The following is a 13,176-nucleotide window of genomic DNA, read 5'->3' on the forward strand; positions in this document are numbered from 1 at the left end:
ACAATTGATTGATTATCCGTCGTTAGCATGTCACGCGGCCGCGGGGGTCACCAAAGCCCGGAGGGTCCGCCGGGACTGAACACGCGGGGCACACCCGTGCGGTATGCGAAGAAATGTCTTCTGTTGCCGTCCTGTGACGCTTCGCCCGTTCGTCGCAGGCGTTCTCGCGAGCACCGGGGCGGCGTCGGGGCGGCGTCGGGGAGTGTCAGGGGGTGTCAGGGGGTGTCGGGGCCGCCGGGGGAGGGGCGGGCGCGCGCGTCAGTCGAGGGCGAGCCGGCGGTTGCGGCGGACGACCCGCGCGATGGCCGTGCTCACCACGGTGGCGGCCGTGCAGGAGACCGCGAGGCTCAGCCAGGCCGTCTCGAACCAGTGGCTGTTGAGCCAGCCCAGCGTCACGATGTAGGCCGCCCAGATCATCGCGGCCAGCGCCGACCACCGCAGGAAGCGGTGGGGATGGGCGGGGGAGTGGCCGATGGCCAGGTCGAGCACGGTCCGCCCGGCGGGCACGAAGCGGGCGATCACCACCATGGCGGCCGCCGCCCGGGTGGTGCGACCGTCCAGGGTCTGCTGGACCCGGGCCACGCTGGCCGCCAGTTTCGGACGGTGTTCGAGGCGCCGGCTGACCATCGGCGCGCCGCGCCGGGCCAGCCGCAGCAGCAGCAGATCGCCGAGGAAGGAGGCGGTGGCCACCCCGAGCCCGAGCAGCACGGGGGCGCCGTCTATCTGGGCCGTCTTGAGCACCGCGAGGATGACCAGGCTCCCGCTGGGGAGGAAGGGGAGGAAGGCGTCACCGAGGACGGCGCAGAGCGCCAGGGCGCAGATCCACGAGGATCCGACCAGCGCCGCGATGTCCATGTTCCCTACTCCCTCCAGGCTGCCCGGGGGAGCAGTGGTTGCAAGGGACAACGCTAGCGCCTCGACTTTTCATGCCATGAAGCACCCCGGGCGTTGTGGCGGGAGTCACGTCCGGGGCGGCAATGGCACGAGCCCCCGGGGCGGGGTGCCGCTCCGGGGGCTCGCGGGGATCGGTCGGCGCTGGTCCAGCCCGACGACCTTGCTGGTGAGTGCGGATCCGGTTGGGTGATCCGCCTGGGACCCAGCCTGCCGGAAGCCGGCCGCCGACCGCGAGACCCCGGGCTGGCGACTTCCCGCGCTGGCGTGAAGTCGCCACGGGTGTTCGTCCGCTGGCTCTGAGTCAGCCCGCCCGTCGCGGGCCGGTCCGTCGGATCGGGGAACAAGCGAGCCCCGGACCGGGGTTGACCCATGTCGGCACCGGCGGCGGCAGCGACCGTCCCCGGTGCGAAATCCGGTGAACCGCACCGGTGGACGGGACCGACCACGGCCAGGAGGACGGACGGCATGACGACCGAGGACAGCCAGGAGAGCCGGCGGGAGAACGGGGCCGGACCGCACCCCGCGGACGCGATCCGGGGCACCGTCCGGGGAACGGCGCCCGCTCCGCTGTCGATCCTGGACCTGGCCACCGTGGGGGCGGGCGACACCCCCGCGCAGGCGCTCGCCGCGACCACCACCCTCGCCCGCAGTGCCGAACAGTGGGGCTACCACCGCTTCTGGGTGGCCGAGCACCACGGCATGCCCGGCGTCGCCAGCTCCACGCCCGCCGTCCTGCTCGCCCACCTCGGGGCCCACACCACCACGCTGCGCCTCGGCTCCGGCGGCGTGATGCTGCCCAACCACGCCCCGCTGGCGATCGCCGAGCAGTTCGGCCTGCTGGAGGCGCTCCACCCCGGCCGGATCGACCTCGGCCTCGGCCGGGCCCCCGGCACCGACCAGGCCACCGCCCGGGCCCTGCGCCGGGGCCTCGGCGAGGGCGCCGACGACTTCCCCCGCCAGCTCGCCGAGCTGACCCACTTCCTGGACGGCAGCTTCCCCGCCGGGCACCCGTACGAGCGGCTCACCGCCGTGCCGAAGGGGGAGGGACGCCCGCCGGTCTGGCTGCTCGGCTCCTCCGGCTTCAGCGCCCAGCTGGCCGGCCGGCTCGGCCTGCCGTTCGCCTTCGCGCACCACTTCAGCAGCGCGAACACCCTCCCGGCGCTCGACCTCTACCGCTCGGAGTTCCGCCCCTCGGCCGTCCTGGACGAGCCGTACTCGGTGATCGGGGTGAGCGCGGTCGCGGCCGACGACGAGACCTCCGCCCGCCGCCTCGCCCGCTCCGCGGCGCTCGGCATGCTGCGTCTGCGCCGGGGCGACCCGGGCCCGATCCCCACCCCCGAGGAGGCCGAGGCCTACCCGTACAGCCCGGTGGAGGCGGACTTCATCGACGACTGGCTGGGCAATGTGGTCCTCGGCGCGCCGGGCGCGGTGGCCGACGGCCTGGAGGCGCTGCGCAAGCGGACCGGGGTGGACGAGCTGATGGTGACCTCGCACGTCCACGGCCGCGAGGCGCGGCTGCGCTCCTACGGTCTGATCGCCGAGGCGTACGGCCTGACCGCGACCACCTGACACCGGCCAGGCCTGACCGGCCTAACGCCCGCCCCGGTCCTCCCGGTCCTCCCGGTCCTCCCGGCCGTCGCGGAGTATCGCGGCGACCAGTTCGGCCTCGCCGGGGCGGGCGAAGTACCAGCCCTGGGCGGTGTCGCAGCCGGTGAGCCGCAGCCGTTCGGCCTGGGCGGCGCTCTCGATGCCCTCGGCGGTGACGGTCAGGCCGAGGGTGTGGGCGAGCTGCACCATCGCACCGACGATCTGCTCGTCCGCGTCGCTGCGCCGCGAGCGGAGCTCGGGGAGCTCCGGTCGGCCGCCGCTCGGCGCCGGGTCGCGGAACCCCTCGATGAAGGTGCCGTCCAGCTTCAGCACGTGCACCGGGAGCCGGGAGAGGTAGGCCAGGTTGGAGTAGCCCGTCCCGAAGTCGTCGATCGCGATCCGCACACCCATGTCGGCGAGCGCCTGGAGCGCCTGGAGCGGGCGTCCGCCGGGGCCGAGCAGCGCGCTCTCGGTGATCTCCAGCTGCAGCAGCCGGGCCGGCAGGCCGGTGCGGTCGAGGGCCTGGGCGACGTCGGCGACCACGTCGGAGTCCCAGATCTGGCGGGCGGCCAGGTTGACGCTCACGAAGGTCTCGGTCTCGGGGAACTCGGTGAGCCAGCGCCGCGCCTGGCGGCAGGACTCCTCCAGCACCCACTTGCCGAGCGGCACGATCGCCCCGGACTCCTCGGCGAGCGGGATGAAGCGGTCCGGCGAGAGCGTCCCGTAGCGGGGGTGGCGCCACCGGACCAGGGCCTCGGCGCCGTGCACCGCGCCGTCGGCGAGGCCGACCAGCGGCTGGTACTCGATGGTGAACTCGCCGCGTTCCAGCGCGGGGCGCAGCGCGGTGGCGAGCAGCTGGCGGGTCAGCTGGTGGGCGCCCCGGTCGGGGTCGTAGAGGGTCCACCGGGCGCGGCCGTCGGCCTTGGACCAGTACAGGGTGGCGTCGGCGTCCTTGACCAGGTCGGTGGGCGTGGTCTCGTGCACGGAGCGTTCGACGACGCCGACGCTGGCGGTGACCACCAGCCGGTGGCCGGCCACGTCGAAGGGGCGCTCCAGGGCGTCGAGGATCCGGGCGGCCAGGTCGGTGAGCTGGTCGCTGCCGCGGCTGTCGGGCACCAGGACGGCGAACTCGTCGCCGCCCATCCGGGCGACCAGCCGGGCGCCGTGCGCGGAGAAGCCGCGCCGCAGCCGGGTCGCGACGGCGATCAGCAGCTGGTCGCCGATGTGGTGGCCGAGGGCCTCGTTGATCGCGGCGAACCCGTCCAGGTCCAGGTAGCAGACGCCGATCCGGGGCCCGTCGGTCCCCGTTCCCGGGCCCACGCCGGCGCCCAGCGGGTCGGTGGCCCGGTCGGGGGTCAGGCAGGCGGCGTCGAGCCGTTCGAAGAAGTAGGTCCGGTTGGGCAGCCGGGTCAGCGGGTCGTGCAGGGCCTGGTACTCCAGGCGGTCGCCGAGCCGGCGCTGCTCGGTGATGTCCTCGACCAGGGCGAGCGTGTAGAGCGGGCCGCCCTCGGCGTCCCGGATCAGCGAGACGGTCACCTTGCTCCAGACCGTCCGCCCCGCGCGGTGCTTGAGCTGCTTCTCGACCCGGAGCCGGTCGTGCTCGCCGTGGACGAGCGCGCGGAACAGCCGGCGCGGCATGCCCTCGGGATCGACGATCTCGTGGATGTGGGTCCGCACCAGTTCGTCGACGGTGCGGCCGGTCAGCGCGGCGAAGGCCGGGTTGACCTCGATGATCCGGTCCTCGGGGTCGATGAGGGCCATCCCGATGCCGGCGTCGCTGAACGCGGCCCGCAGCCGGGACTCGCTGGCCCGCAGGGTGGCCAGATCCCGCTCGTCGGCCTCGTCGGTCTCGGCGGTCTCGTCGGCCGGCCGGCCGTTCGCGCCGGAGCCGTTCGCACCGGGGCCGTCCGCCACGTGGTGGGTGCCGCCGGGGGAGAGCGGGGCCGAGCAGGCGGGGCAGCGGTGGGTGGCACCGTCGTCGGCCAGGGCGGCCCGGGCCGTGCCGTTGACCGTGCCCTCGGCCGGGGCGGTGTGCGCGTCGGCCCCCTCGTTCTGGCCCGGCACGGCATGCTCCCGTCCGCTGCTGACGCTTGACGCTGGTCCGGCCGGTCACCCGACTTCGGCGGCCGGCTCCGCACTCTGCCGCGCTCGCGGAGGTCGGACTCCGTGCGGACGCTCGGGACGGAGCGGCCGGATGGGAGCCCCCCTGAGGAACCGTGAGGAACAGGGCGCTGCGGCCGATCATAGGACGCGACGGCAACGCGCGGTGACCGCCGCCAGGGTGATTCGCCTGGTTTGGGCGTGAGTGTGGTGATACATGCGGACGCCCCTGGTGCACATCACATGATGTGCACCAGGGGCGTGTGCTCCGGGAGAGCGCCCTGCGGACCCCGGCCGAGCACCGGACGCGCGCCGGGCCGGGGTCGTCGGGCGGGACGCCCGGGGGAGGTCAGCCGGCCAGGTTGGCCGTGAGGGTGATGGTGGTGCCGGTCAGGGCCTGGCTCACCGGGCAGTTCGCCTTGGCGTCCTCGGCGGCCTTCACGAAGCCGGCCTCGTCCAGCCCGGGCACCTCGCCGGTGACCGTGAGGTGGATGCCGGTGATGCCGGTGCCCGGCTGGAAGGTGACGTCGGCCTGGGTGTCGAGCTTGGTGGGCGGGGTGCCCGCGCCGGTCAGGCCGTGCGAGAGGGCCATCGAGAAGCAGGCCGAGTGCGCGGCCGCGATGAGCTCCTCCGGGCTGGTCTTGCCGTTCGGGGCCTCGGCGCGGGCCGGCCAGGAGACCGGGTACTCGCCGATGCCGGACGACGCGAACGTCACCTGGCCCTTGCCGTCGACCAGGTTGCCTTCCCAGGCGGTGCGGGCGGTGCGGGTGGTTGCCACGATCGGGACCTCCGTTACTGAGGAACTGCTGATTCGTCACGTCCGGTCATGCCGCAGGCCAGCCTACGGGCAGGTCGGGGGCGGGCCACAAGTAGCGCACCGGTCCGTCGCGTCCGAAAATCCCCCAGCCGTCCCGGCGGCCCGGGCCGTCCGTGGGCGGACCCCGGCAGCTCGGGGCGCCGTCCGGCGGTCGGTCCGTGTGCCGTCCGGATCGTGGACGATTGGGCCGAATGGTGCGGGCCCGCGCCGGGCGCCCTGTTAGATTGGCCCGGGCCCGGGCCCGGCCGCCGCACGGTCGGGCGCAAGACCGAGAGAGCCGCGGAGCCGCCCCGATGACGGACCACCCCACGACCCCCGACGCCGGACTGCCCGAGGGGGTCGACGACGCCGTGCGGGCCGAGCTGACCAGCCTGCGCGAGAGCATCGACAACATCGACGCCGCGGTGGTCCACATGCTGGCCGAGCGCTTCAAGGCGACCCAGCGCGTCGGCCGGCTCAAGGCCGAGCACAAGCTCCCGCCGGCCGACCCGGCCCGCGAGCGCACCCAGATCAAGCGCCTGCGCGAGCTGGCCGCCGGTGCGCACCTGGACCCGGTGTTCGCGGAGAAGTTCCTGAACTTCATCATCGCCGAGGTGATCCGGCACCACGAGGCCATCGCGAGCGACACCGTGGCCGGTGGGAACGCCTCCGCCTGAGGGCGCGACCGGCCGGGCCGGGAGCACCCGGAGACGCCCGGTCCGGGCCGGTGGGATGTCTGACGAGGGTAAAAGCCCGATTTCGCCTGGAAACCCGGTTGGCGTAGCGTGCAGGTTCCCCCGCAGCCTGAGAGTGGAGCAGCGACGATGGCGGTGAACCTGCCCGATACGCACGGCGGCGAAGCAGAGGCAGGACCCGCCGCCCCGAGCGGGGGCCGGGCCGAGGCCCGGCGGGCGCGCCGTGCCGCCGAGGGGCGTCGGGTCAGGCCGCCGAAGGCCCGCCGCCCGGGCCGCCGGACGCGCCCGTGGTGGATCGAGATCCCGGCCATGGCGGCGGTCGGCCTGGTGGTCGCGCTGCTGATCAAGACCTGTCTGTTCCAGGTGTTCACCATCCCCTCGGGGTCGATGGAGAACACCCTGCGGGTCGGCGACCGGGTCGGCGTGAACAAGTTCGCCCCGCTGACCGGCTGGGAGCCGGAGCGGGGCCAGCCGGTGGTCTTCAAGGACCCGGGCGACTGGCTGCCGCCGCAGCCGACCGGCGGGAACCCGGTCACCAACGCGCTGGGATCGGTGCTCTCCTTCGTCGGCCTGGTGCCGCCGAAGGACGACAACTACCTGGTCAAGCGCGTCATCGCGACGGGCGGGCAGACGGTGCAGTGCTCCGGCAGCACGCTGACCGTCGACGGCGCCGCGGTCGACGAGCCCTATCTCCACCCCGGGGACGACTCCTGCGCCGGGCTGGACTTCGGTCCGGTGACGGTGCCGCAGGGCCACGTCTGGGTGGAGGGCGACCACCGCAGCGACTCCGCGGACTCGCGCTACCACCAGCGCGGCCCCGGTGGCGGGGCCGTGCCGGTGGACAACGTGGTCGGCCCGGTGTCGGCCGTCGTGTGGCCGCTCGGCCACCTCGACTGGTTCGGCTGGGTCGGCCGCTGATCCCGGAGCGGGCCGCGGCGCACCCTCCCGGACGCCCGGTCGGCTAGCGCCGGCCCTGCTCCCGGCCGAGGTGGGCCTCGGTGTCGGCCTCGGCGGCCCGGGCGAGCCGCTCGCCGAGGGCCGTCGCCCCGGCCGGTATCGCCTCCGGCGCGGCGGCCTCCGAAGACAGCGGCCCGGACCGCTCCGGCCCGGCCGGTTCGGCGGACCTTCCGGCCCCGGCGGACTTTCCGCTCTGGGCGGCGAACGCCCCGGCCAGGACCAGCAGACCGCCGGCCATCTGCGGCAGGCCGAGGTGCTCGCCGAGCAGGACCCAGGCCAGCACGGTGGCCACGACGGCCTCCAGGTTGGCCACCACCCCGGCGACCGGCGGTGACAGGTGCTGGACGGCGACGACGCCGGTCAGATAGGCGAGCACGGTCGCGACCAGCACCATCCAGGCCGCCGGGATCAGCGCGGGCAGGGTGTGCCCGTTCATCACCACGTCCCCGCCGAGCTTGTCCCAGTCGGCCTCCCAGGGGCGGGTCACGGCGGTGAGCACGACCGAGCCGATCAGCAGGCCGTAGGCGCTGACGGCGATCGGATCGACCGGGCGCTCGCCCCGGCTTCCGGCGTCGGCGAGCACGAAGTAGCCGACCTGGCAGCAGGCCGCGCCCAGGGCGAACAGGACGCCGAGCGCGTCGAAGCTCAGGCCGTTCCAGACCTCGACCACGCAGGCGAGCCCGGCGACCGCGACGCCCGCGCCGATCGCCGAGCCGCGGCTGATCGGCCGGCGCTGGACGAACCGTACGTAGCCGAGCAGCAGCGGCGGGCCGAGGTACTCGATCAGCAGGGCGACGCCGACCGGTATCCGGGAGATCGCCGCGAAGTAGCAGGCCTGGACGCCGGCCACGGCGAGCAGGCCGAAGCCGATCAGCAGGCCGGGCCGGCGCCGGACGGCATCGCGGTGGCGGTAGGCCAGCGGCAGCAGTACGACGGCGGCCCCGGTGACCCGGAGCCAGACCACGTGGAGGGGGGAGAGCCCGGCCTCGATCAGTGGTTTGGCCGCGGTGCCGGAGCCGCCGAAGGCGAACGCGGAGACGAGGGCGAGGGTGAGACCGAGGGTCCGGCCGGAGGAGCGGCCGAGCAGGGGGTTGGAGCTGTGCACCGACGAATTCTGACAGTCGTACCGTCATTCGGTAAGGGGTCATTCCATCATTCGGTCCTGCCCGGCACGGAGCGCGAGCGTCCGCCGCCCAGCGGCCCACCCGCGCCCCGACCCCGTCGACTACCCCCCGGTTCCGGTCCCCGTCCCGGCGCCGACGCCCGCGTCCGTCCCGGTGCCGCCGCCGGTCCCCGAGCCCGAGCCGGAGCCCGAGCCCGAGCCGCCGGTGCCCCCGGTCGGCGGCGGGGCGGTCGGCCCGGTGGTGGGGCCGGTGCTCGGCACCGGCGGCTTGGTCGGCTTGGTGCTCGGCTGCGGCGTCGTCGGCTGGGTCGGCGTGGTGCCCGTGCCACCGGACCCGGACCCGGACCCGGACCCGGAGCCGCCCGAGCCCGAACCGGAGCCGGAACCCGAGCCGGAACCGGAGCCCGAGCCGCCGGTGCCCCCGGTCGGCTGCGGCGGAGTGGTCGGCCCGGTCGACGGCGCGGTGGTCGGTGCCGAGCCCTGGTCGCCGGAGGAGCCGGAGCCGCCCTGCCCGGCCGGGGACGACGGCCCGCCGGACGGCGTCGCCGACCCGTCGGGGGTGCTCGACGGAGTGCTCGAAGGACCGGACGACGAGCCGGAGCCCGAGGAGCCCGAGCCGCTGCGCGCGGAGTCGTCCGCACCCGAGGGCGCCGGGAAGTCGGCGACCGGCTGCCCCTTCAGGGCGGCCTTCATGTAGCTGGTCCAGATCTGCGCGGGGTACTGGCCGCCCGCCGCGCCGTCGATCCCGCCGGTGCCGCTCAGGCTGACCTGCGCGCCGGTGTCCGGGTCCTGGCCGAACAGCGCGACCGAGGTGACCAGCTCGGGGGTGTACCCGACGAACCAGACCGACTTCTGGTCGTCGGTCGTACCGGTCTTGCCCGCCGCCGGCCGGCCCAGCGCCTTCGCGCGCCAGCCGGTGCCGCCCTGGTCGCTCACCACGCCCTGGAGCATCGAGGTGACCTGCCGCGCGGTCTGCTCGCTGACCGCCTGGGTGGCCTTGTGCGCGGGCAGCTCGACCGGCTCGCCCTCGCGGTCCACCGACTGGACCAGCCACGGGGTGATCTGCTTGCCGCCGTTGTCCAGCGTGGCGTACACGCCCGCCAGGTCGAGCACGCTCGGGGTGGCGGTGCCCAGCGGGATCGAGGGCACCGGGTCCAGCCCGGGGGTGTTGCTGGGCAGGCCGAGCGCGATCGAGGTGTCCCGCACCTTGCTCAGCCCGGTGTCCTGGGCGAGCTGGGCGAACGCCGAGTTCACCGACCAGTCGGTGGCCTGCTGCAGGGTGATCTGGCCGTAGCTCTTGTCGCCCTCGTTCGGCGGCGCGTACGGGGTGCCCTTGCCGCCACGGACCTTGCGGCCGCTGGTGCCGTCGTAGACGGTGCGCGGGGTGATGGTCTGGCCGGACTGGGTCTTGGCGTTGTTCTCCAGCGCCGCCGCCAGCGCGATCGCCTTGAAGGTCGAGCCCGCCTGGTAGTCCCGCCGGGTCGCGTTGTCGACGTAGTGCTTGGTGTAGTCGACGCCGCCGTAGAGGGCGACCACGGCACCGGTCTTCGGGTCCACGGAGACGGCGCCGGGCTGGGCCGCGGCGTCCTTCTTCCGCTTCTCCGGGTTCAGGGTGTCGTGCAGCTGGCCCTGGACGGCGCTCTCCAGGGCCTGCTGGCGGCCCGGGTCGACGGTCAGCTTGATCGTGTAGCCGCCCTTGGCCAGCTCCGACTCGCTGATGATCTGGTTGGTGGTGAGGTACTCGGTCGCGGCGTTGACCAGGTAGCCGGCCTGACCGGACAGCCCGAGCTGCGCCTGCGGGTCCTTGACCTCGGGGAAGGTGGTGGCGGCCCGCTCCTCGGCGGAGAGCCAGCCCTCCTTCACCATGCCGTCGAGCACGTAGTTCCAGCGGTTGACGGCGTTCTGCTTGCCCGCCGGGGTGGCGGTGGCCACGTCGTAGGCGCTCGGGGCGTTCAGCAGCGTGGCCAGGTAGGCGCCCTGGGCGGCGTTGAGCTCGGAGGCGTCGATGCCGAAGTACTGCTGTGCGGCGGCCTGGATGCCGTAGGCGCCGCGCCCGTAGTAGGAGGTGTTGAGGTAGCTGGAGAGGATCTCGTCCTTGCTCTCGGTGGCATCCACCTTGATCGCGATGAAGAGTTCCTTCACCTTGCGCGATATCGACTGCTTCTGGCTCAGGTACGTGTTCTTCACGTACTGCTGGGTGATCGTCGAGCCGCCCTGGGTGCCCTCGCCCTTGGCGGTGTTGACGGCGGCGCGGACCAGGCCGGGCACGTTGACCGCGCCCTCGTGGTAGAAGTTGCGGTCCTCGGCGGCCAGCGTGGCGTGCTGCGCGGCGGGGGAGACCTTGTCCAGCCCGACGTTCTGCCGGTTGGTCTGGCCGGTCCGGGCGATCACCGAGCCGTCCGAGTAGAGCCAGTTGTTGCTCTGCAGGGTCGCGGCGGCGTGCGCGTCCGGCACCTTCACCAGCGTGATGCCCAGGGCGAAGAGGCCGATCCCGAGCAGCAGCGCGGACGCGAAGCCGATCAGGGTCATCCGCCAGGTCGGGATCAGTCTGCGCCAGCCGGTGCGCCGCTTGCGGGGCCGACGGGCCTTGGGTTTGCGGACGCGCGGCGCGCCGCGCAGGGCGATACGGGACAAAGCGGCGGCCTTTCCAGCGGGCGGGCGACTGAGCGGGCGGCAGGACGCACGGGTGCTGTGCCGGCTCGCGCAGACGGGATCGTCGGCGGTCGGGGGACCTTTGTCCCTTATCCGATATACAGCCCAGAACGCGCCGAAGGTACCGGTTGGCTCCACCGCGACGGGAAGCGAGACCGACATCACACACAAATCGGACGTCAATGGGCAGCGAAAAGCCGGAGAGCCCCTCGTATGAACGAGAGGCTCCCCGGTGTCGGTGCGCCGCCAGGGACTCGAACCCCGGACCCGCTGATTAAGAGTCAGCTGCTCTAACCAACTGAGCTAGCGGCGCCGGCTGACGGGGAAAACAATACACGCTCCCGAGGGGCGCCTCGAACCGTCCGGTCCGTCGCCCGGGCCGGGCCGTCCGTTTCCTCCCGGTTGGGGAGGGGTTTACCGCCGGTTAGGGTGGAATCGTGCCCAGCTCCCACCCCGGTCACCGGAAGGCTCGGCTCACTTCCGCCCCGGCCCCCGCCCTCGTCCGCGCCGTCGCCGCCCTGCTGCTGCTCAGCGCGCTCGCGTACACCGCGTGGGTCCTGGAGGTGGTGCTCAGCACCGGGCTCGACCCGGTCCAGGCGTACCTCAGCGAGCTGGCCGCCGAGGACCAGCCGCTGGGCGGTCTCTTCCGGGCCACCGACCTGGTCGCCGGACTCGCGGTGCTGGCCGCCGCCGTCCTCGCCCTGACCGCCTTCCGCGGTCCGGTCCGGGCGCGTGCGGGGACCGGCCGCTGGGCGGTGGCCGGATGGGCCGGGCTCGCCCTGTTCGGCGCGGCCACCGCCGCCGACTCCCGGCTGCCGCTGAGCTGCGCGCCCACCAGCGACGAGATGTGCGCCGCCCGGGAGACCGCCGGGCTCGTCCCCGCCACCCACACCGCGCACGCCGTGACCAGCAGCCTGGCGGTGCTCGGCGCGCTCGGCGGGCTGACCGCGCTCACCGTCGCCGCCCGCCGCCACGGCCGGTGGCCGCCGGTGCGGCGGTACGGGCCGTGGCTGCTGGGCGCCGAACTGCTCGCCACCGGGTGGAGCCTCGGCGCGATCGCCGCCTTCGAGGCCGGCCACGGGACCTGGGCGCTGGGCGCCGGCCAGCGCCTCCAGGTGCTGCTCGTCGCCCTCTGGCTGGCCCTGCTCGCGGCGGCGCTGCGCTCCGGGGCGGACACCGGGGTTCCCGCGGCCGTCCCGGCCCCCGCCGCGGTCGCCCGTGCCCGGCCGTCCGGGGAGCGGGATCCGGTATGACCGGCGCACACCCCTCCGGTCCGCACGGTGCCGCCGCGACCTTCCTGCGGATCGACGGCACGCCCCTGCACGTCCGCGCCGAGGGGCGGGGCCCGGTCTGCCTGCTCGCCGGAGGCCTCGGCAGCAGCTGGTTCGACTGGGACCTCGTCGTCCCCTTCCTCACCCCGTACCGCACCGTGGTCCGCTTCGACCGGCCCGGCTACGGCCTGAGCGCGCCCGAGCCGGCCGACCGGCCGCTGCCGACCGCCGCCGGGGAGGCGGACCGGATCCGGGCCGTGCTGGACGCGCTGGACCTGGCCGGGCCGTGCACGGTGGCCGGGCACTCGCTCGCCGCGTTCCACGTCGAGGCCTTCGCCCGGCTGCACCCGGAGCGGACGGCCGGGCTGGTCCTGCTGGACGGCAGCGTCGAACCCGATCCGCACCCGCTCCCGGCCCCCGGCCTGCGCGATCTCGCGGCGCGCACCGCCGCCGGTGCGGCCACCGCCGTCGCGGTGCCGTACCTGTTCGGGCCCACCGTGCGCCGGCTGACCGCCCGGGCCACCACGGTGCGCCGCGAGGACCTCGCCCCCGCGTCGCTGGTCCGGCGCTGCTACCGCACCGGGCGCTCGCTGCGGGCGCTGCTCCGGGAGAACGCCCGCTACCTGGACATGGCCGCCGAACTGGCCCGACTGCGCCGCACCGCCCCGCTGCCGGCGGACCTGCCGGTCACCGTGCTCGCCGCGGACGACGGTCTGCGCGGCCGCCGCACCGGGGAGTGGCTGGCCGTCCAGCGGGAGCTGGCGGCGCTGCTCGGCGCCGAGTTCCGCAGCACCGCCCCGGCCGGGCACCTGCTGATGTTCGACCGCCCGGACGCGGTGGCCTCGGCGATCCTGGACACGGCCCGCTGAACAGGGCGGACGCGTGGGAAGCCCGGACGCACGGGACGCAGGGGAAACGCCGAAGGGCCCCCTCGCTGCTGCGAGGGGGCCCTTCGACCGTCTGTGCGCCGCCAGGGACTCGAACCCCGGACCCGCTGATTAAGAGTCAGCTGCTCTAACCAACTGAGCTAGCGGCGCCTGCTGACCTGGAAGACATTACACGCAGTCGGGCCGATCCGCCGAATCGTCGGCGCCCGGTGAC

Annotated in this window: 10 protein-coding genes and 2 tRNA genes; 5 read left to right on the forward strand and 7 right to left on the reverse strand. The window is 74.4% G+C overall.

The window, feature by feature from the left end:
• Positions 1-258: 258 nt before the first annotated feature.
• Positions 259-855: a DedA family protein gene (locus tag ACFVVU_RS20010; RefSeq protein WP_380683917.1), complete on the reverse strand. Its 597-nt coding sequence runs from the start codon at positions 853-855 to the stop codon at positions 259-261.
• A 504-nt stretch (positions 856-1,359) separates the two neighbouring features.
• On the opposite strand from ACFVVU_RS20010, the gene ACFVVU_RS20015 reads away from it, so the two are divergent.
• A complete protein-coding gene (locus tag ACFVVU_RS20015; protein WP_387791229.1) occupies positions 1,360-2,463 on the forward strand; it encodes an LLM class flavin-dependent oxidoreductase in 1,104 nt (367 codons plus the stop codon).
• Positions 2,464-2,484: 21 nt separating this feature from the next.
• Here the strand turns inward: ACFVVU_RS20015 and ACFVVU_RS20020 are convergent, their stop codons facing one another.
• Both ACFVVU_RS20020 and ACFVVU_RS20025 read right to left on the reverse strand, forming a co-directional pair.
• On the reverse strand, positions 2,485-4,395 hold the full coding sequence (locus ACFVVU_RS20020) for a putative bifunctional diguanylate cyclase/phosphodiesterase (RefSeq protein WP_387791278.1): 1,911 nt from the start codon (positions 4,393-4,395) through the stop codon (positions 2,485-2,487).
• Between the two features lie 535 nt (positions 4,396-4,930).
• Positions 4,931-5,359, reverse strand: a complete 429-nt coding sequence (locus ACFVVU_RS20025; RefSeq protein WP_350571830.1) for an OsmC family protein — start codon at positions 5,357-5,359, stop codon at positions 4,931-4,933.
• A 332-nt stretch (positions 5,360-5,691) separates the two neighbouring features.
• Here ACFVVU_RS20025 and ACFVVU_RS20030 point away from each other — a divergent pair, with 332 nt between their 5' ends.
• Positions 5,692-6,054 (forward strand): chorismate mutase, encoded by a 363-nt coding sequence (locus ACFVVU_RS20030; protein WP_380683919.1) that lies wholly within the window; start codon positions 5,692-5,694, stop codon positions 6,052-6,054.
• A 147-nt stretch (positions 6,055-6,201) separates the two neighbouring features.
• Entirely contained in the window at positions 6,202-6,990 is a 789-nt protein-coding gene (lepB, locus tag ACFVVU_RS20035) for a signal peptidase I (protein ID WP_380683920.1), read from the forward strand.
• 43 nt (positions 6,991-7,033) lie between these two features.
• On the opposite strand, the gene ACFVVU_RS20040 is transcribed toward lepB, so the two are convergent.
• From ACFVVU_RS20040 to ACFVVU_RS20050, 3 genes are all read right to left on the reverse strand, one after another.
• Complete coding sequence (locus tag ACFVVU_RS20040) at positions 7,034-8,134, reverse strand: DMT family transporter (RefSeq protein ID WP_387791232.1); 1,101 nt, start codon at positions 8,132-8,134, stop codon at positions 7,034-7,036.
• Between the two features lie 120 nt (positions 8,135-8,254).
• Complete coding sequence (locus ACFVVU_RS20045) at positions 8,255-10,786, reverse strand: transglycosylase domain-containing protein (protein WP_387791234.1); 2,532 nt, start codon at positions 10,784-10,786, stop codon at positions 8,255-8,257.
• A gap of 257 nt (positions 10,787-11,043) precedes the next feature.
• Positions 11,044-11,117 (reverse strand) — tRNA-Lys (locus ACFVVU_RS20050).
• Positions 11,118-11,322: 205 nt separating this feature from the next.
• Here ACFVVU_RS20050 and ACFVVU_RS20055 point away from each other — a divergent pair.
• Both ACFVVU_RS20055 and ACFVVU_RS20060 read left to right on the forward strand, forming a co-directional pair.
• A complete protein-coding gene (locus tag ACFVVU_RS20055; protein ID WP_387791280.1) occupies positions 11,323-12,057 on the forward strand; it encodes a DUF998 domain-containing protein in 735 nt (244 codons plus the stop codon).
• Positions 12,054-12,944: an alpha/beta fold hydrolase gene (locus ACFVVU_RS20060; RefSeq protein ID WP_380683923.1), complete on the forward strand. Its 891-nt coding sequence runs from the start codon at positions 12,054-12,056 to the stop codon at positions 12,942-12,944. Before ACFVVU_RS20055 ends, ACFVVU_RS20060 begins: the two co-directional genes overlap by 4 nt.
• Before the next feature lie 94 nt (positions 12,945-13,038).
• Here the strand turns inward: ACFVVU_RS20060 and ACFVVU_RS20065 are convergent.
• A tRNA-Lys gene (locus ACFVVU_RS20065) sits at positions 13,039-13,112 on the reverse strand.
• Positions 13,113-13,176: the final 64 nt, after the last annotated feature.

This window comes from Kitasatospora sp. NPDC057965, assembly GCF_042887135.1.
Classification (GTDB): Bacteria; Actinomycetota; Actinomycetes; order Streptomycetales; family Streptomycetaceae; genus Kitasatospora.

What these genes read in the sequence shown, in the direction of transcription:
- ACFVVU_RS20010 (WP_380683917.1), bottom strand. Translation starts at nt 855, where the DNA reads ATGGACATCGCGGCGCTGGTCGGATCCTCGTGGATCTGCGCCCTGGCG.
- ACFVVU_RS20015 (WP_387791229.1), top strand. Translation starts at nt 1,360, where the DNA reads ATGACGACCGAGGACAGCCAGGAGAGCCGGCGGGAGAACGGGGCCGGA.
- ACFVVU_RS20030 (WP_380683919.1), top strand. Translation starts at nt 5,692, where the DNA reads ATGACGGACCACCCCACGACCCCCGACGCCGGACTGCCCGAGGGGGTC.
- lepB (WP_380683920.1), top strand. Translation starts at nt 6,202, where the DNA reads ATGGCGGTGAACCTGCCCGATACGCACGGCGGCGAAGCAGAGGCAGGA.
- ACFVVU_RS20060 (WP_380683923.1), top strand. Translation starts at nt 12,054, where the DNA reads ATGACCGGCGCACACCCCTCCGGTCCGCACGGTGCCGCCGCGACCTTC.